This is a genomic window from Sphingopyxis sp. (assembly GCF_036402335.1).
Classification (GTDB): domain Bacteria; phylum Pseudomonadota; class Alphaproteobacteria; order Sphingomonadales; family Sphingomonadaceae; genus Sphingopyxis.
The window spans coordinates 1-19,295 of record NZ_DASWTD010000054.1 but is presented as its reverse complement, the minus strand read 5'-3'; the positions used below and the strand labels follow the sequence as shown (position 1 = coordinate 19,295).

Sequence of the window (19,295 nt, the reverse complement as noted above, 5' to 3'; positions counted from 1 at the left end):
AACACGACGATCGCGACGTCGGGCTTCTCCTTGTACACCCCGCCGTCGGACAGGGTCGCGACGCCACCCGCATCGCGCACCGATTTGTCCAGCGCCTCCCAGATCGTCTGGCCATTGGGGAAGTCGGCGTGGGTAACATCTGTCCCCTGCCAGCTGATCGTCCAGCCACCCGACTGGATCGCCATGCTGTCGGCGGCCGGGCCGGTGACGAGCACGCGCGCGCCAGGCTTGATCGGCAGGACGCTGCCGTTGTTCTTGAGCAGGACGAGCGACTTGGCGACAGCTTCGCGCGCGACCGCCAGATGCTCGGGCGTGCCGACGGCCTTCACGATGCTGCGGTCGACATGGCCTTCTGGAAACAGGCCAAGCTTGTACTTCACGCGCAGGATACGCCGCACCGCGTCGTCGAGCCGCGCCGCCGAAATCGTGCCGTCCTTTGCGTGCTTCAACGTGCTGTCGTAGAGCCCCTTCCAGCTGTCGGGCGCCATGAACATGTCGAGCCCGGCGTTGATCGACTGCGCACAATCGGTGACGCTGCACCCCGCAACCTGCCCGTGCCCGTTCCAGTCGCCGACAACGAAGCCCGCAAAGCCCATCCTGTCCTTGAGTGCGTCGGTGAGCAGGCCCTTGTTGCCGTGGTGTTTGACCCCTTGCCAGCTCGAGAAACTGGCCATCACGGTCAGCGCCCCGGCATCGATCGCAGCGGGATAGCCCATGGCATGCTTTGCGATCAGCTCCTTCTCGTCGACCTTGGCGTCGCCCTGGTCCTTGCCCTCGAACGTCCCGCCATCGGCGAGGAAATGCTTGGCGGTGGCGGCGACATGCTGTGCACTTACCGTCTTGCCCGCAGCCAGCGGCCCTTGGAGGCCAATCACCATCGCTTTCGCATATTCGGCGATCAGCTTCGGATCGGAGGCATAGCCTTCATAGCTGCGGCCCCAGCGCAGATCCTGCGGCACCGCCAAGGTCGGGGCAAAGGTCCATTCGATCCCGCTGCCGGCGATTTCGGCGGCGGTGACCGCGCCGATGCGCTGGATCAGTTCGGGATCGCGCGCGGCGCCGAGGCCAATATTGTGCGGGAACAACGTCGCGCCGGGAATATTATTGTGGCCATGGACGGCGTCGACGCCAAAAATGATCGGGATCGCGACGCCGTTCGCCTGTGGGCGCAGCGACACCGCGCGAAACTCGCCGACGAGCCTTGCCCAGTCGGCCGCGGTTGAACGTTCATTGCCGTTCGGGCCGCTGTTGCCGCCGGCGAGGATCGACCCGAGCGGATAGGTTTCGAGATCCTTCGGCGTGATCGTGCTGATATCGGCCTGGACGAGCTGGCCAACCTTTTGCTCGATCGTCATCTTCCTGATCAACGCGTCGATACGCGCTTCGGTCCCGGCATCGGTGATGGCGGGCGGGCTCTTTGCCGCGGGCCAAAGTTCGGGATGGACAATCGCAGCGTCACCCGCATCCTGCGTTGCAGCCATTGCGGTTCCCGCCAGAAGCAGCGCAGTCGCGATCACCATTGCCTGTCGGCGCATTGTCTCTCCCATCCCTCTAATGTGAACGTTATCAAAATTCCGTTTCGCATAGTGACCGAACGAAATCAAGCCATCTGTTCCCAGGAGTCAGCGCAGGCGCGGCATCGTCGCGAGCAGCAGCACCGCGATCGCGGAAAGCACCGCGAGCAGCAGGAAAAGCGCGTCGAAACCGAAGCCGGGGACGAGCGAGATCGTCAGCCAGGGCATGATCAGCGACGGCACGGTATTGGTGAGGTTGAAGACGCCAAGGTCGCGCCCGCGCCGGTCCGAGCGTGGCAGGATACGCAGCGTCTGGCTGCTATGGAGCGACAGGAACACCGTCGTTGCGATGCCGAAGACGAGGTAGCTCGCCTTCGCGGTGTCGAGCCCCGTCGCCAGCGCCATGCCGACCATGCCGAGGCTGGACATCGCCGCCGCGGCGACAAGCGGCAGGAAGGGTTGGTTGTTGCGATCGGCCCAGCGGCCGCTTGCCAGGGCGATCGGGATCGCGATCGTCAGCGCCATGCCGAACAGCCGCGCCTTTTCATTGTCGTGCATGCCGGGATCGATCGAACGGAACCAGAAATACAGATAGGCGAACAATGCCGCCTCGGCGATCTGGACGAGCAGGCGCGCGAGCCACATCCGCACTGCAGGGCCGCTTGGCCGCGGCCGCAGCGCTCCCGACGTCCGCACCGGCGGTCGGGCCGTGAGCTCAGGAAAGGGCCGCGGCCGGCCGAGCAGCAGCACCGGGAGAACCGCTGTCGCAACGAGCAGGGCGATGACCACGAGCCGCTGTTCAGCCGAAACCAGTCCCGGCCAGGTAACAAGCCACCCCGACCAGCCGCCGAGCGCGGGCGAAAAGGCGAGCAATCCGCCCAGCAGGCCCTTCTGTTCGTCGGGCACGCAGTCCCCTGCCCACGCCGCAAGCGGCCCAAGCATCATGTTGAGCGTGAGCTGCCACGCGACGATCATCCCCACCAGCGTCCAGATGCCCTGCGCCAGCGGGACGATCAGCAGCAGGGCGATCGTCAGGACCAGCCCGGTCAGAATCCAGCCGCGCCGGTTGCGCGTCACGTCGCTGAGCCAGCCGAAACCGATGCCGCCGGCGCTGGCCGCGATCGCACCGAAAAAAGTGACATAGCCGAGCGTCTGTACGTCCGCCGAACCGGCAAGCTGGGTCATGCGTCCGGGCAGCCAGATCGTCAGGAAGGGCACATAGGCCATCGCGCCGCCCGCCGAGGCGAGCGCGTAGAGCAGGAGGAAGGCAAGCGACTGGCGGCGCGGAACCCCCGCGTCAGCCATGGACGGCGACTGGCGGCGCCGCGGTGGAGCCGCGCGGGACGAGGCCGCCCTGCACGCGCGTCGGTTCGGTCGGACGCGGCGCGCCGCGCTGTGCCGCGATGATCATTTCGACCGCGCGCGACGCGGTTTCGGCGACCGGCTGATCGACCGCGGTCAGCGCCGGCTGGGTGAAGCGGACGACCGGAGTATTGTCGAAGCTGACGATCGATAATTGCCCCGGCACATCGATACCGAGGTCGCGCGCGACCTCCAGCGTCGCGAGCGCCATTTGGTCGCTGCTCGCGATGATCGCGGTGGGCGGGTTTGCGCCGCCCAGCAATTGCCGGGCGGCGGCTGTTCCCGACGCAAAGGTGAAGTCGCCTTCGACGAGCAGGTCGTCGACCGCCAAGCCGGCCGCCGCCATCTCGCCCTGCCAGCCGTCGATGCGCCAGCGGCTGAGACTATATTCCGGCGACCCCGCGATGAAGCCGATGCGCCGGTGGCCAAGGTCGATCAGGTGCCGCGTCGCGCGCCGCGCCGATCCTTCGTCATCCATCGTCAGGGCAATGCCCGCCGCTCCGCCGCGCGATCCGATGCGCGCGAAGGGGATTTTCTGCTGGTCGAGCAGGCCGACGATCAGCGGATTGTCCGAATGCGGCGGGGTCAGAATGACCCCGTCGGGCTGCAGCGCAGCGATCGCCGCGCGCAATTCGCGCTCGACATGATCGTTGTGCGTGTCGACCAGTTCGAAGATCATCCGGTACCCGAACTCGGCGCATTTCAGCATCCCGCCGAGCAGCATCTGGTCGACCCAGTCGACCCCCTGCCGTCCCTGCCAGTCGGCGATCGTGCGTTCGCGGTCGTTGATCGCGAGGATCAGATACGACCGCGACCCGCTCATCCGCTGTGCCGCGATCGAGGGAACGTAACCGAGCTTGTCGATCGACGCCTGGACGCGTTCCTTCATCTCGGGCCGGACATTGGGCTCGTCGTTGATGACGCGGCTCACCGTCTGCAGCGACACGCCAGCGTCGGCTGCAACATGCTTGATCGTAACCGACTGCCGCCGACGCCCCATTATCTTTCCCGGCCCCCTATCGTGTCGCAATCGCTAACCGCATCGTCGCCACAATGCCAGCCACTAACCCGCTCTGCTTCCATAATTTCCGCCATTTACGCCGCTTGCGGGACCGCCGCACCGCAATAGCGGCCAACATAGTCCTGATGCGCGGGCAGGCTGGCGACCGTCTGCCGCACTTCGCCGCGGATCGTCTCAAGCAATCGCTCGAGTTCGTCATCGCGCAGCTTTTCGGCGATCGGGTGCCAGCTTTGCGGCTCGATCCCCTGCCCCATCATCACCTGTACCCAGCTATTCTCGGCAAACAGCTCCTCATTCTTGCGGAACACGCGGCCGGTTTCGCGGAACAGCTCGATCTTCTGCGCGAGCGTGTCGGGGATCGGCATCGCCGAGCAATGACGCCAGAACGGGCTGTCGCGGCGATTGGTCACCTTGTAATGCAGAACGAGGAAATCGCGAATTTGCAGCATATCCTGCATCTGCTGGTCGTTGAATTCGGCGACGTCGCGTTCGCTGACGCGGCCGGCGGGCAGCATGCGAATGAAGCGCAGCACCGAGCGCTGGATCAAGTGGATCGCAGTCGATTCCAGCGGCTCCATGAAGCCCGCCGACAGGCCGACGGCAACGCAGTTGCGGTACCATTGGTGCCGCCGCGTGCCCGCGGTGAAGCGGAGAAAATTGGGCTCGGTTAGCACTTCGCCCTCGATATTGCCGAGCATCCGGTCGAGCGCGGCGTCCTTGTCCAGATAGCGGCTGCAATAGACGATACCGTTGCCGGTGCGGTGCTGCAGCGGGATGCGCCATTGCCAGCCGGCGTCATGCGCCATGACGCGTGTATAGGGTACGGGCGGGTGGATGTTCGGCGTCTGCACCGCAATCGCGCTGTCGCACGGCAGCCAGTTGCTCCAGTCGTCGAACCCCGCGTGGAGCGCGCCTTCCATCAACAGCGCGCGGAACCCCGTGCAGTCGATGAACATATCGCCCTCGATCCGCCGGTCGCCGTCGAGGACGAGCGCCGCGATATCACCGCTCTCGCCGTCGAGCTCGACGCGCGCGATCTTGCCCTCGATCCGCTTCGCGCCGTCGGTCTCCGCCATCTGACGCAGGAAGCGCGCATAGAGCCCGGAATCGAGTTGGTAAGCATAGTTCATCCGGTCTTCGGGCAGGTGCGCGAACTTGCCCTCGATCGCCGCCTTCAACTCCATGCAATAATCGTCATAGGGCTGCTCGTGGCCCTTGGTCCGGCCATAGAGCCAGAAATGCTGGAAGCCCGCCGACCAGTGATCCTTGCCGGTCAGGCCGAAGCTGTGGAAATATTGCGTCCCCAGATCCCTCCAGTCGTCGAACAATATGCCGAGCTTGAAGGTCGCCTGTGTCGCGCGCATGAAATCGGCTTCGTTGATGCGCAGGATGCGGTTGAAATTGACAAGCGGCGGAATGGTGGATTCGCCGACGCCGATCGTCCCGATCGCCTCGGATTCGACGAGTGTCAGGTCGACCGTCTGCCCCAGCGTACGCGCGATAGCCGCCGCGGCCATCCAGCCCGCGGTACCGCCACCCGCAATGACGATGCGCTGGATCTTCTTGTTTTCATTCATCGGCTGAGTGTCCTCAAGAGAAATGCGCGAAGGCGCCCGGCGCTTTCGGGGGTGAGCCGCGCGAGGATGCTGCGCGCCTTTTCGGGAATATGGTCGGTAACGCGGTCGTCATTCTCGAACACATAATGGTCGAACAGGTCGCGCCAGATCGCCTTGTCCTCGGGCGGCAGGTCGCGGATCGCGAGGATCGCATGGTTGAGTGCGACCTGCGGTTGCCCCAGCCAGGCCGGCGTACCGCGCCACCAGTAATTGACCAGGATGTTGAAGGCGGCGAGTCCCTCGACATGGTGCCACCACATCGACGGGATGAAGATCGCGTCGCCGGGTTCGAGTTCGATCGTCTGCGCCTCGGCCATCGCATCGACAAAACGCGGGAAGGCTGCGAGATCGGGCGCATCGAAATCGACCATGCTGACCGCGCGGCCCGCAGGCGTGTTGTCGATCGGTCCCAGATAGAGGTTGCGGAACTGGTGCGGCGGAAACAGCGTGAAGCGGCGCCGGCCTACCGCGCAGCAGGCGAGATTGTCCGGAAAATCGTTATGCGCTGCAATCTTCGTACGCGTCCCGATCCAGATGCTCTTGAGGGGATCACGCGTGCCCAGATCGACCGGGTTTGCTTCGTCGAGCCCGTCGAAATGCGACGGGATATCGATCGAGGCGAGATAGACGGTGCGGTTCTCGCCGCGGTCCTCGGCGGTATCGACGCCGCCGAAGATATCGGCGAGCTTTCCGGTCCCGATCCGGAAATTCATCTCCATTTCGGTATCGTAGAACAGCCGGCCATCGTGCCCGGGAGCGCCGATCGACACCTTGAACGGACGGTCACGCGCATGATCGAGCAGATAGCGCCGCGCGTCGCGCGCCGACCGCTTCCCCGCCTCCACCAGCGGCCAGTCGGCGACGAGGCCGCGAAGGACAAAGGGCTCGCGCGCGCCTTCCAGCAACGCGTCGAGCCCTGCCCCCTTATTCCATTCGCGCTCGGGCACCGGCGCGAGGCGGTCGTATATGGCGCGGTCGCGCTCAGCCACCGGCCAGCCTGCGGTTCTTGCGTGCGACGAGCACCGACAGCTGCGACAGCGACGCAAGCGCCATGAACATCGGCATCAGATGTCCCGCCGCATGCAGCGCGCCGAGCGCCTCGCCATCGAGTGCGCGCAGCTTCGCTTCGTCGATGATATGGAAGCCGACGAGCGAATGGATCGATCCGTCGTCGAGCGTGACTTCGAGGCTGAAAGGTTCGAGCAGGTCATATGCGAGCAATGCGTCGTAAAAGGCGCCACTCTCCCGATATCCTTCGTCGAGGTCGCCCAGCCGCCCGGCGATTTCGTCGAGATAGGGCGTCGCCATACCGTCGGCATCGAACAGCCGGATGCCCTCGCCGGTCGCGGCGATGCGCGGGTGATCCATGTCGATATGGATCTGCCCGGGACCGTTGCCACTCGCCGGCCGCCCGATCAGGAACGGCTGGATCGCAACCGATAGCGGTCGATAGCGCGCGTCCCAGCGATCGCCGTCGAGGAACAGATTCTCGCCACTCTGAAAACCGAACATCGCCAGCGCGGAGAAATCCTCACGCCCGGTCTCGCGGCGAAACAGGATCGGAAAATGCGCCTGCACGCGGCGGAATTCACTCGGCACCGTCAGCGTCGCCATGATGTCGTCGCCCAGCTCCGCCCCCGCGTCGGTCCTGATGCGCAGATCGCGGTGGGTCTTGTTGTCGAGGACAGCGTGGCGGGGCATCAAATTCCTTTCCTATCGTGCCGCGGCGCTATGGGTGCCCGGCACGAGCGCGTCGAGATAATCGCGATGGGCGGGCAGCGCCGCGGCGAGCGCGCGGGCGCGCTGCCGGTTCCCGACGAGCAAAGCGGCCGCCCGCTCGCTCGCTGGCAGGTCGGCGGGCACCGGATAGCCCATGCCATAGAGAATATATTGATGGCTTTCGGCCGAGAAAATTTCGTCGACGCGCGGGAAATCCCATGCCGACGGCGGCTGGTCGCGCCACAGTTCCAGCATCTCGGTCAGACGCGGCGGCATATGCACCGGATCGCGTTGCGCGATCCAATAGGGCTCTTCGCGCCGGCTGAGTGCATAGTGGAGCTTGAGGAACTCGACGATGCGGTCCCAACGATACCGGAACAGCTCGTTGAAGCGGCCCGCGTGGATCGACATCGCCGCGCGACGCGCCGGAAAATTGTCGATGAGCGCCTTCAGCGACAATTCGATCATCACGATCGCCGATGCCTCGAGCGGTTCGATGAAGCCCGCCGACAGGCCGATGGCGACGCAATTGCCTTCCCAGAAACGCGCGCGATGCCCCGTCGGAAAGGTCAGGCGCCGCGCCGGGACGTCGGGTGCATCGGGCAGGACACGCGCGATATAGGCGCGCAAGGTCGCCTCGGCCAGATCGTCGTCCATGAACCGGCTGGCATAGACGCAACCGATACCGCGGCGCCCCGGCAGGCCGATATCCCAGATCCAGCCCGCGGCATGCGCGGTCGACACCGTCTGCGATGCGATCGGGCTGCCGGGAGCGACCGGGACCTGCGCCGCGAGGGCGCGGTCGTTGAACAGCGTATCGCTGCGGTCGATCCACTCGACGCCCAGATGACTGCCGATCAGCAGCGCGGCATGGCCACTGCAATCGATGAACAGGTCGCCCGCAATATCGCCGTTCCGGCGCGTCGCGACCGATGCGATGCCGCCCTCGTCGTCGCGCGCCACGCCCACGACATGGTCCGAAATATGGCGCACGCCGAGCCGCTGAACCGCATGCGCTGCAAGCAGCGCCGCAAATTTCCCGGCGTCGAGGTGATAGGCGTAGTTCGCCGCGCCCTGATAGTCGGGCATCGCGTGCTGGCGCGGGGCGAGGTCGAGGTCGCAGACATGCGCCTGCGCCGTCATCGCCGCCGCGAACGGCAGATCGGGCGCCCCGGCCCGCCAGGCGGCAAGCAATTCGGCGATCGGCGCGGCGGGCGGCGACGTGAAGGGGTGCAGATAGCGGTCACCCTCGGCACCGGTCACCCAGCCATCGAACCGCGACCCCTGCTTGAACGACCCGTCGCAGGCGGCAAGGAATTCGGCCTCGCCGATCCCGATCGCCGACAGCGTCGCGCGCATCGTCGGCCAGGTTCCCTCGCCGACACCGATTGTCGGGATGTCGGGCGCCTCGATCAGGGTGATATCGAGTTTTTCCGCACGGCGGGCGCTGGCGAGAAAGCAGGCCGCGAGCCAGCCGGCGGTACCGCCGCCCACAATGACCACCCTCTCGACCATAATATTCATTGTCAGCAATCCTATGCCAACGCACCGCCGCCGTCACGCAAAAGAGCCGCACCCCGAAAGGCGCGACCCTCTTGGTTGCGATCCGGCGGACGTGGCCGTTCGCCCTAGAAGCTGAACCTGACCCCCGCCGCGTAGCGGGCAAAGCCCGGCTCGGCGAAGGTGACATTATTCTTGTGTCGAAGGTGCCCGCGGCGACCTTCACCGGTCAGGTTGATGACTTCGACGAAACCGGTCAGGCCGGGGATGAACTCATAGCTCGCGCTGGCGTCGATCTGCCAATAAGCTTCGGTGTACTGGGGATTGGCCCCCGTCCCCGAGAGGAACTCGTCACGCCAGTTCCACGCGACGCGCGCCTGCAGACCATTTTTATCATAATAGGCTACCGCGTTGGCGCTGTCGCTAAGGCCGGTTAGCGCGAACTGGGCGACCGACGAGGGCTGTGTATTGTCGTACACCGCATCGCCATTGACGATCGTATAGTTCAGGATCACGCCGAAACCGGTATCCCAGAAGCTGTGCTGGAGCGCGAATTCCCAGCCGTTGATCGCGGCCGTCTGGTCGCTGTTGATGGGCGTCGTGATCTCGAAATTGACAAGCGGATCGCCCGGTGCCGCATTGATGATCGTGCCAGTGACCGTGTCGGGGAAGTTGGCGATGATATACTCGCGGATCTGGGTCGCCGTGGCATCGGGACCATAGAAGGCGAGCGCCGCCTGGTAGCGCGGTCCACCGATCGGCGTCGTTATCCCCGGCGCGGAATAATCGATCCGTGTCGACGAGATGAAGTTTTTGACGTCCTTGTGGAAATATCCGACCGACAGATAGCTATCGCGGGCATAATACCATTCGGCCGACAGGTCGATGTTCTTGGACTTGTAGGGAATCAGCCCCGGATTGCCCAATGAACCGGTGCCGCCGCCAACGCGGAACAACGTGTCGAGCGTGCGCCCCCCCTGCATGCTGCCATAATCGGGGCGCGTGATCGTGTGGCTGTACGACGCGCGAAGCTTGACGTTTTCCATCGGCGAAATGTCAAAGTCGATCGCCGGCAGCCAGTTGTCATAGGACCCCTTGAACCGCGTAAACTCGCCGCCGTCGAAAACGACGTTCAGTTCGTTGTCGCCGATCCACCTCGTCGTTACCGGGACGGGCGCCAGCGCCGACGATGCGATATCGGTCGTCTCGTAACGGAGGCCCGCCACCAAATGCGCGGGATTCTGGAACAGGTCGAATTCGGTCGCGACCTGCAGATAGGGCGCCAATGTCTTTTCGGAAATGCGCCGATCGGTGTTGAAATTGGCCAGACAGGTCCCCGGCTGGGCCGTACCCGAGGCCGGATTGCTGCACGACTGGAAATTCTGCTCGACCAGATCAGCCATGCGTTCGAAATCAAAGGCGTAGAAGCTCTGGATCATCCCGTCGCGGGCAAGCCCCGGGAATTTGTCGGGAAGCGTGACGAGCGAGAAGATATCGTCCGGAATACTCGATGCCGGACCCGCGCCACCCCAGGTGTCGTCGTTCTGGATCGTACCGAACGCCGAACGCACCTTACTGTCGACGTACGACACACCGAAATCGATGCTGTCGAGGAAGCCGCCGTCGTGGTCATATTGGCCGCGTAGCTGCACCTGATTGATCCGGTTGCGGAAAAATGCGTTGCGGAAGGCGTTGCCCGTCGGTGTGACCAGCGCGGCATCCAGCGGATCGATGCCCGGATGCATGTCATAGGAAATGACCGGCAAGTCGTTCTCGAAATTGATCGACTGACTCCGGACCCCGAAGACGGCGTTGCCCAGCGACATGCTCGACCCGAAGCGGTTGACCGGATTGACCTCGGCGGTCGAATGATGGGCATCGAGTTCGAACGTGACACCGCCCGGCCCCTTCCATTCCAGATTGACGCCGAGCGAATTATTCTCTGCGCGGTTTTCGGTCAGCGCGCCGCTGTACGACAGATCCTTGCCGCCATAGAGCGCGTTCGGACCGGGAACGCCGGCCGGGGCGCCGAAACGTTCGGTGTAGAAGAGCGGTCCAGCGATCGGACCATCGGTCCATGCGCTCGACGTATCTTCGTGGTTGAACCACACACCGACGTTGCTGTTCCGCGTTTCGACGGTGTTGCGCGAATAGATATAGTCGACCGTCGCCGTGAACGCATCGCTCGGGCGGAATTGCAGCACCGCCTGACCGTTGATGCGTTCGCGAGTGATGTCGTTGAGATCATATGACGCATTCTGCGGCACTTGATAGACGTCATTCCCCTCGGGACGGTTGGTGATGTTGGGATAACGCGGATCGGGTTCTTCGACGCCGTTGACGATGCGGGTGGGGTTAGCCAGCGAACCCCAATTATTCTCGCTGCCCAGATAGCCGTCACGCCAGCCTACATTGGCGCGGTTCGTGCTCGATTTGCGCTTCTGATACGACCCCGCGATCATGATGCCGATGGTGTCGTCGGCAAAAGTCGTGCTGACGATGCCCGAGATTTCGGGCGTGATCGGCTTCCCTTCGTTGCGCGAGGTGTCGTACACGCCTTTTACTGCCAGGCTGCCGCGGAGCCCCGGATTGTCCAGCGGACGCGGCGTGCGGATATTGATCGTCGAGCCGATACCGCCCGACTCGATCGTGGCACGGCCGCTTTTGTAAACTTCTACCGCCGCAATGCCTTCGGAGGCGAGGTTCGCGAAGTCGAACGAGCGCGACGACGGCGCGCTGCCGCCATCGCCGATCAGCGCGGTCGGGATCTGACGACCGTTGACCGTCACCAGGTTGAATTCGGGACCAAAACCGCGAACCGTGACCAGCGAACCCTCACCATTCTGGCGATCGATCGACACACCGGTGATACGCTGGAGCGATTCGGCAAGATTGGTGTCGGGGAATTTGCCGATATCTTCGGCTGAGATCGCATCGACGACACCCTGCGCCTCGCGCTTGATATCGGCCGATGCGGCAAGGCTGGCGCGGATGCCGGTGACGACGATCTCGTCGCCGCTCACTTCGCCCCCGGCCGGCGCCTCCTGCGCAACGGCCGCCTGTGCGATGCCCATCAAGGGCAGCGCCGATGTACCGACCAGAAATTTGGCAAGCCACTGTTTTTGAGACGCCCGCATCCCCATTCCTCCCAAATCAGCCGCTCTTTTATCGGCGGCATATCCGTTATGTGAACGTTATCTAAATGGGAACGTTCTCATTGTCAACGCGAACTGTCCGTTTCCGGACAGCAGATTGCGCCCTTCCTGTGCAGCAAACGTATGCAATAACAAGCGCGCCGACGTCGCGGGTCAGCGGCTCCAGCGAGCGAATATCGCCGTGGGGAGCAGCAGCCCCCGCGCCTCTTCGCGAACGGCGAGTTCGCCGCATTCGACCGTGCCCGGCAGGTCGGCGAAAAGCTGTGCCAGCAACTCACCGATCGCGAGCGCCGACATGCGTACGGCATAGACGGTCAGGAACAGTGCCCGGCTGTCGTCGTCGAGCAATTGGCGGCAATCGGCGAGCAGCGGCGCAAGCCCTTCCTCGATCTGCCAGCGTTCCCCGCCGGGTCCGCGGCCGAACTTGGGCGGGTCGAGCAGGATCGCGTCGTAGCGCCGCGCGCGCCGTACTTCGCGCGCGGTGAACTTGCCCGCATCGTCGACGATCCAGCGCACCGGCTTGTCGGCCATTCCGGCAAGCGCGGCATTCTCGCGCGCCTGTCCCACCGACTTCTTCGACGCATCGACATGCGTGACCGACGCGCCCGCCGCGGCGAGCGCCTGGCTGCCGACACCGGTATAACCGAACAGGTTCAGGAACGCCGGCTCGGTCTTGTCGGCAATGCGCTCGCGCAGCCAGTCCCAGACTGGCGCCATGTCGGGAAAAAAGCCGAGATGGCGAAAGGGCGTGCATTGCGCGGTAAAGCGCGTTTCGCGCCAGCCAAGCGGCCAGCCTTCGGCGGGCACCGGCTTGTTATAATACCAGCGGCCGCCGCCATCGTCGTCCGACGCGGGAACAAATTCACCGTCGGCGGCTTCCCATTCGCTGGCGGGCAGCGCGGGCGCCCACATTGCCTGCGGTTCGGGGCGGATGAAGCGATACGGCCCATAGCGTTCGAGCTTGCGCCCGCCTCCGCTGTCGACCAGCCCGTAATCCTCCCACGCGTCACCAATAAGCGTGACAAGGGGCAGAAGCTCAGCCACGCGCCGCTTCCGCGAGCACGAAGGCTTTCACCGCATCATAGTCGCCGGGCAGGCACTCGTAGCGCTCTTCGCGGTCGAACAGATTGCCGAGCCGCGCGGGCAACGGCGGCCGAACACCCGTTGCGCGCTCGACGGCTTCGCGGAATTTCGCGGGGTGCGCGGTCGCGAGAGTGACGACGGGAATGTCGGCATCGATCTCGAGCGCGCGCGCCGCGGCGAGCCCGACCGCGCTGTGCGGATCGATGATCTGCCCGCCATGCTCCTGCGCCCAGCGCAGTGCAAGCGCCATCGCATCACCGTCGATGCTCGCGCTCGAAAACAGCCCGCTCGCGCCCGCGAGCATATCGGCGGGAATCGTCATCGCGCGGTTCTTGTCGAACTCGCTCATCATCCCGGTGATCGCCGCGCCGTCGCGGCCCGCGAGGTCGAACAGCAGCCGTTCGAAATTGCTGCTGACCTGAATGTCCATGCTGGGCGTCGCGGTCGGCGTGACCGTCCCGGCGCTATAGTCGCCGCTTGTCAGTGCGCGGTGCAGGATATCGTTGACGTTGGTCGCGACGACGAGCCTCGCGACCGGCAAGCCCATCCGCGCCGCGACATAACCCGCGAACACGTCGCCGAAATTGCCCGTCGGCACAGAGAATGCGACGGCGCGGTCGGGGCCGCCAAGCCGGACCGCGGCATAGAAATAATAAACGACCTGCGCCATCAGCCGCGCCCAGTTGATGCTGTTCACCGCCGACAGCGTAACCTGGCTGCGCGCCTCGGCATCGCCGAATAACCGCTTCACCATCGCCTGCGCGTCGTCAAAACTGCCGTCGATCGCGATATTGTGGACGTTCGGCGCCAGCACCGTCGTCATCTGCCGCCGCTGGACGTCGCTGACGCGGCCTTCGGGGTGGAGCATGAAGATGCGGATATGCTCGCGCCCCGCGACCGCCTCGATCGCTGCCGAGCCGGTGTCGCCCGACGTTGCGCCCACGATCGTGATGTCGGTGTCGCCGCCGGCGAGGAATTTCTCGAACAGCTGGCCCAGCAACTGCAGCGCGACGTCCTTGAATGCGAGCGTCGGGCCGTGGAACAGTTCGAGCAGCCAGTGGCGATGATCGAGCTGGACCATCGGAGTCACCGCATCGTGGCTGAAGCGCCCGTAAGCGGCGCGGCAGAGGTCGCGCAGTTCGTCTTCGGTCAGCACGCCTTCGACGAACGGTCGCATGACGCGCACCGCGGTTTCGGCATAGTCGAGTCCCGCCAGTGCGCGGATTTCCTCGACCGACATCTGCGGCCATTTCGCCGGCAGATAGAGGCCGCCGTCGCTGGCAAGGCCGGCAAGCGTCGCGGCACGAAAGTCGAGGGTCGGCGCGGAGCCGCGGGTGCTGATATATTCCATGGCGGCCCAGCGCCTAGAGCGATTTCAAGCAAAATGGAACATTTCGCGGCTCGGAAATCGCGGAAAAATATCTGCGGGCCGGGCTCAAGGCCGCAAGCGGCGACGGACAGCCAATATATAGATGACGAGCGCAGCCGCAGCGAACAGGAACCATTGCACCGCATAGGCAAGATGGTTGTTCGGCGTATCGTCGGCCGAAGGGACCGCGCTCGCGCGCAGTCCTGCGATGGGCATATCGGCGATCAGCATCGCGCGCGCAGGCGTCGCATTGCCCGTCATGCGTTCGATGACCGTCGGTTGCTCGGGCCCGGGAACGATCGTCCCCTGCACGGTGCCGCCCTTCCATTTGGGCGACGCGAAATCGTCACCGATGCCAACGTCGATCAGGACGCCCGGCCCTTCGGCACCGGTGCGGCAGTCGGCGATCATGCGGATTCCCGCCTTGCCCTTGCGGTCGGTACCGCTGCGCGGATCCCATCGCACGGGCTCCAGACAGACGACGCTGCTCTTGCGGTAGAGAAACCGGTCCTCGACCGGCGGCAGCCGGGGATAGGTGACCAGCGACGACATCGCCATGTTGCGCTGGAACAGCGCGATCAACGCTTCCTTCTCGTTCTTGCGCTGCAGTTGCCAGACGCCGAGCGCGATCATCACCGCCACCGCCGCGAGGACGAGAAGCGTCGGGATCACCGGCCAGCGTTTTGTTCGGGTTTCAATCATGCTTGTCATTCACCTGACGGCCTTCGGCGGCTTGACGCTGGTGCTCGCTCGCCAGCAGCGCCGCCTTGCCGACGCGCAGGCCATAGACGACCGCGGCGGCAGTCAGCGGTACCCACAGGATGATATGGACCCACAGCGGCGGTCGCACGACCGCATCGAGTGTCAGCGCAATCGCGATCAGCAGTGCGCCGATGATCAGCGTCAGGAAAGCCGCGGGGCCGTCACCGACATTATAGCGGCTGTAATCGAGTGCGCAGACGCGGCACCTCTCCTCGAACTTCACCGGCCCGTCGAACAGGGTCGACGCGCCGCATTCGGGGCAGAGACCAAAAAGGGCAGCGCGCCAGACCGGCGGCTGCCCTTTTCGAGATGGATCGCCAGCCGGCAATTTAGTGCGCGGCGACCGGCGCGCCCCAGCCGCCCCAGACATAGACGATGATGAAGAGGAACAGCCACACCACGTCGACGAAGTGCCAGTACCAGGCAGCGGCCTCGAAACCGAAATGCTGCGTCGGGGTGAAGTGGCCCTTGTAGGTACGCACGAGGCAGACGATCAGGAAGATCGTACCGACGAGCACGTGGAAACCGTGGAAACCGGTCGCCATGTAGAAAGCCGAGCTATAGTTGCTCTGACCGAAGCCGAACGGCGCATGCATATATTCATAGGCCTGGATCATTGAGAAGACCGCGCCGAGAATGATCGTCAGCCACAGACCTTTTTTCAGGCCTTCGCGGTCGCCGTGGATCAGCGCGTGGTGCGCCCAGGTGATCGTGGTGCCCGAGCAGAGCAGGATCAGCGTGTTGAGCAGCGGCAGCGAGAAAGCGTCGGTGACTTCGATGCCCTTCGGCGGCCACATGGTGATCGCCGCGGCGCCGTCCTGGCCGAACAGCGAGGTAACCGCGCCTTCGGCATATTCGATCGGCACCGGGAAGAGCGAGAAGTCGAACCAGGCCCAGAACCAGCCGACGAAGAACATGACTTCGGACGCGATGAACAGGATCATGCCGTAGCGCAGGTGCAGCTGGACGACCGGGGTGTGGTCGCCGGCATGCGCTTCGTTGATGACGTCCGACCACCAGCTGAAGAAGGTGGCGATCACGCCCATGAAGCCCAGACCGAGCACCCACTTGCCGATGCCGCCGAAATGGTCGGCGTGCATCGCCATGACGAGCCCGAAGAACATCACGAGCGCAGCGACCGAGCCGATGAGCGGCCAGACGCTGGGATTTACGAGGTGATAGTCATGATGTTTCGCACCGGACATGGCGTGTTTCCCGTTTTTAGCAGCCCCAGCGTCGCGATTCCCCATCGCCCGCCGGTCTTGATTGACTCTTGGATGCGGCCTTAGCTCGCCTTTTTACCCTCGTCTACAGGGTGGAAGGTGTAGCTGAGGGTGATTTCCTGCACGTCGCGCGCGTCGGGGTCGTCCATGATCTTGGGATCGACGAAGAACAGCACCGGCATGCGGACCTGCTGCCCTGCTTCCAGCCGTTGCTGGGTGAAGCAGAAGCATTGGATCTTGGTGAAATATTTGCCCGCCTGATCGGGCGTGACGTTGAAGCTCGCGGTCCCGACGACCGGATGCGCCGAATTATTCTCGGCGATGAAGATCGCCATGTCGCGCGCGCCGATGCTGACCGTGTCGGTCGGGTGCTCGGGATAGAATTTCCACGGCAGGTTCGGCGATACATTGGCATCGAAGCGGACCGAGATCGTGTTCGACAGGATTTTCGGCTCGGCCGCCGCGGCGACGGGGTCGAAACGCTGCGTCGTGCCGCCAAAGCCGGTCACGCGGCAGAACAGATCGTAAAGCGGCACCGCCGCGAAGCCGAGGCCAGTCATCGCGACCGCCATCAGGGCAGCCAGGCTTGCGGTCTTCGCGTTCGGGGACATGCGCCCGATGACGGGAAAAGCGGTCATGAGAAAATCTGCATCTTGGCGATGGTGATGAAGAAAAACAGAATCGCCAGCGCGCCGAGCATCCACGCCATCATGTTCGCGCGGCTGCGCTGGCGCCGCCGATATTCGGCTTCGTCAAAGGGTTCCTGATTCGGTTCATCGGTCATAGGGGCCACCAATGGTCGGCGACGACAGCGCCGAACAATATGAAAAGATAGGCGATCGAATAGGCGAACAGGCGCTTTTCGGGCTGCATCATATCGCCCTCGCCCGTGCTGCGGGTGCCGACCTGAACCGCAAGCGCGACGAACAGCGCCGACAGGATCACCGCGGTCCAGCCATAGAGCGCACCGGTGTAGCCGAGCAGCCAAGGCGCGATCGCCGCAGCCGCCATGATCAGCGCGTAAAGGAGAATCTGGCGCCGCGTCGATTTCTCGCCCGCAACGACCGGCATCATCGGGATGCCCGCAGCGGCGTAGTCCGAGCGGACGAACAGCGCGAGGGCCCAAAAATGCGGCGGGGTCCAGAGGAAGATGAGCAAGAAGAGCAGCACCGGCAGCGGCGCGACACTTCCGGTCGCGGCGACCCAGCCGATCAGCGGCGGAAAGGCGCCCGCCGCACCGCCGATGACGATGTTCTGCGGCGTCCGCGGTTTCAGCCACATCGTGTAGACGAAGACATAGAAGAGGATCGAGCCGGCGAGCAGCAACGTCGCCTGCCAGTTCGACGCGAACAGCATCAGGAACAGCGAAAAGGCGGCGAGACCGACGCCGAACTGCAATGCGGTCTGCGGATCGAGACGCCCCGCAGGAAGCGGCCGTCCCGCGGTTCGCTTCATCTTGGCGTCGAGTCCCGCTTCATACCATTGGTTGAGCGCGCCCGACGCCCCTGCCCCCAGCGCTATCGCGAGGATCGACGAGAAGGCGAGCACCGGATGGACCTCGCCCGGGGCCGCGAGCAGCCCGCACAGCGCGGTGAACACCACCAGCGACATGACGCGCGGCTTGGTCAGCGCGAACAGGTCGCGCCAATCGGCGGGAAGTGCCGTTTCGCCATGGGTCAGGCTCTGCGCCATGTTAACTCCAGCCGTCAGGGAAACGCCCCCTGCCTTGTCCGGCAGGGGGCGATATCGATCAGGCGATACGCGGCAGTTCGTTGAACTGGTGGAACGGCGGCGGGCTCGACAGCGTCCATTCGAGCGTCGTCGCGCCTTCGCCCCACGGATTGTCGGCGGCCTTCTTGCCCGCGAACAGCGAGTAGCCGATGTTCAGGAAGAAGAAGAGCATACCGACGCCCATGATCACATAGCCGTAGGACGAGATCAGGTGCCAGTGCGCATAGGCTTCCGCATAGTCGGGGTAACGGCGCGGCATGCCCTGCTGACCCAGGAAGTGCTGGGGGAAGAACATGACGTTCACGCCGATGAAGAAGATCCAGAAGTGCAGCTGGCCGAGGGCTTCGCTGTACATCCGGCCCGACATCTTCGGGAACCAGTAATAGAAGCCGGCAAAGAGCGAGAAGACCGCGCCCAGCGACAGCACATAGTGGAAGTGCGCGACGACATAGTAAGTGTCGTGCAGGTTGGTGTCGACGCCGCCATTGGCCAGCACGACGCCGGTGACACCGCCCACGGTGAACATGAAGATGAAGCCGAGCGCCCAGACCATCGGGGTCTTGAAGCTCATCGAACCGCCCCACATGGTTGCGATCCAGCTGAAAATCTTGATGCCCGTCGGGACCGCGATCACCATCGTCGCGGCGGTGAAGTACATCTTGAGGTTCACGCTCATGCCGACCGTGAACATGTGGTGCGCCCACACGATGAAGCCGACGACGCCGATCGCGACCATGGCATAGGCCATGCCGAGGTAACCGAACACCGGCTTGCGGCTGAAGGTCGAGATGATCTGGCTGACGATGCCGAAGCCCGGCAGGATCATGATGTACACTTCGGGGTGACCGAAGAACCAGAAGAGATGCTGGTAGAGGACGGGGTCGCCGCCGCCAGCCGCATCATAGAAGGTGGTGCCGAAGTTGCGGTCGGTCAGCAGCATGGTGATCGCCGCGGCGAGAACCGGCAGCGCGAGCAGCAGCAGGAAGGCGGTGACGAGCACCGACCACACGAACCGCGGCATCTTGTGCACGGTCATGCCCGGCGGGCGCATGTTAAAGATGGTGGTGATGAAGTTGATCGCGCCCAGAATCGACGCCGCGCCAGCCAGATGGAGCGAGAAGATCGCCATGTCGACCGCAGGCCCGACCGACCCGCTGGTCGATAGCGGGGCGTAAACCGTCCAGCCGGTGCCGGCGCCATGACCGCTGCCGCCGGGAACGAACATCGATCCGAGAAGCAT

Annotated in this window: 17 protein-coding genes; all 17 read right to left on the bottom strand. The window is 64.2% G+C overall.

What is annotated here, in order from left to right:
- On the bottom strand, nucleotides 1–1,535 hold a 1,535-nt coding region (locus VGD20_RS01610), incomplete at its 3' end, for a glycoside hydrolase family 3 protein (protein ID WP_331132779.1).
- 87 nt (nucleotides 1,536–1,622) lie between these two features.
- Nucleotides 1,623–2,819 (bottom strand): MFS transporter, encoded by a 1,197-nt coding sequence (locus tag VGD20_RS01605; protein WP_331132778.1) that lies wholly within the window; start codon nucleotides 2,817–2,819, stop codon nucleotides 1,623–1,625.
- Nucleotides 2,812–3,876 (bottom strand): LacI family DNA-binding transcriptional regulator, encoded by a 1,065-nt coding sequence (locus VGD20_RS01600; protein WP_331132777.1) that lies wholly within the window; start codon nucleotides 3,874–3,876, stop codon nucleotides 2,812–2,814. Before VGD20_RS01600 ends, VGD20_RS01605 begins: the two co-directional genes overlap by 8 nt.
- A 95-nt stretch (nucleotides 3,877–3,971) precedes the next feature.
- Entirely contained in the window at nucleotides 3,972–5,474 is a 1,503-nt protein-coding gene (locus VGD20_RS01595) for a tryptophan halogenase family protein (RefSeq protein ID WP_331132776.1), read from the bottom strand.
- The gene (locus VGD20_RS01590; RefSeq protein WP_331132775.1) at nucleotides 5,471–6,502 is read right to left on the bottom strand and encodes a cupin-like domain-containing protein; all 1,032 of its coding nucleotides are present in this window, start codon (nucleotides 6,500–6,502) and stop codon (nucleotides 5,471–5,473) included. The genes VGD20_RS01595 and VGD20_RS01590 overlap by 4 nt, the downstream gene beginning before the upstream one ends.
- Entirely contained in the window at nucleotides 6,495–7,214 is a 720-nt protein-coding gene (locus VGD20_RS01585) for a SapC family protein (protein ID WP_331132774.1), read from the bottom strand. Before VGD20_RS01585 ends, VGD20_RS01590 begins: the two co-directional genes overlap by 8 nt.
- Nucleotides 7,215–7,226: 12 nt before the next feature.
- Entirely contained in the window at nucleotides 7,227–8,756 is a 1,530-nt protein-coding gene (locus tag VGD20_RS01580) for a tryptophan halogenase family protein (RefSeq protein ID WP_331132773.1), read from the bottom strand.
- A gap of 104 nt (nucleotides 8,757–8,860) precedes the next feature.
- Complete coding sequence (locus VGD20_RS01575; RefSeq protein WP_331132772.1) at nucleotides 8,861–11,869, bottom strand: TonB-dependent receptor; 3,009 nt, start codon at nucleotides 11,867–11,869, stop codon at nucleotides 8,861–8,863.
- 171 nt (nucleotides 11,870–12,040) lie between these two features.
- Nucleotides 12,041–12,919, bottom strand: coding sequence for a class I SAM-dependent methyltransferase (locus VGD20_RS01570; protein ID WP_331132780.1), 879 nt, complete (start codon nucleotides 12,917–12,919; stop codon nucleotides 12,041–12,043).
- 4 nt (nucleotides 12,920–12,923) lie between these two features.
- Nucleotides 12,924–14,321, bottom strand: coding sequence for a threonine synthase (gene thrC, locus VGD20_RS01565; RefSeq protein ID WP_331132771.1), 1,398 nt, complete (start codon nucleotides 14,319–14,321; stop codon nucleotides 12,924–12,926).
- A gap of 84 nt (nucleotides 14,322–14,405) precedes the next feature.
- The gene (locus VGD20_RS01560) at nucleotides 14,406–15,050 is read right to left on the bottom strand and encodes an SURF1 family protein (protein WP_331132770.1); all 645 of its coding nucleotides are present in this window, start codon (nucleotides 15,048–15,050) and stop codon (nucleotides 14,406–14,408) included.
- Nucleotides 15,034–15,429: a DUF983 domain-containing protein gene (locus VGD20_RS01555; protein ID WP_331132769.1), complete on the bottom strand. Its 396-nt coding sequence runs from the start codon at nucleotides 15,427–15,429 to the stop codon at nucleotides 15,034–15,036. The genes VGD20_RS01560 and VGD20_RS01555 overlap by 17 nt, the downstream gene beginning before the upstream one ends.
- 1 nt (nucleotide 15,430) lies before the next feature.
- Nucleotides 15,431–16,306 carry a cytochrome c oxidase subunit 3 gene (locus VGD20_RS01550; RefSeq protein ID WP_331132768.1) on the bottom strand — a complete coding sequence of 292 codons (876 nt, stop codon included), beginning with the start codon at nucleotides 16,304–16,306 and terminating at the stop codon, nucleotides 15,431–15,433.
- A gap of 80 nt (nucleotides 16,307–16,386) precedes the next feature.
- The gene (locus tag VGD20_RS01545) at nucleotides 16,387–16,962 is read right to left on the bottom strand and encodes a cytochrome c oxidase assembly protein (RefSeq protein ID WP_331132767.1); all 576 of its coding nucleotides are present in this window, start codon (nucleotides 16,960–16,962) and stop codon (nucleotides 16,387–16,389) included.
- A complete protein-coding gene (locus tag VGD20_RS01540; protein ID WP_325539742.1) occupies nucleotides 16,959–17,108 on the bottom strand; it encodes a hypothetical protein in 150 nt (49 codons plus the stop codon). Before VGD20_RS01540 ends, VGD20_RS01545 begins: the two co-directional genes overlap by 4 nt.
- The gene (locus tag VGD20_RS01535; RefSeq protein WP_331132766.1) at nucleotides 17,105–18,016 is read right to left on the bottom strand and encodes a heme o synthase; all 912 of its coding nucleotides are present in this window, start codon (nucleotides 18,014–18,016) and stop codon (nucleotides 17,105–17,107) included. The genes VGD20_RS01540 and VGD20_RS01535 overlap by 4 nt, the downstream gene beginning before the upstream one ends.
- A gap of 58 nt (nucleotides 18,017–18,074) precedes the next feature.
- Nucleotides 18,075–19,295 (bottom strand): cbb3-type cytochrome c oxidase subunit I (locus VGD20_RS01530; protein ID WP_331132765.1); only part of this gene is annotated, 1,221 nt, incomplete at its 5' end.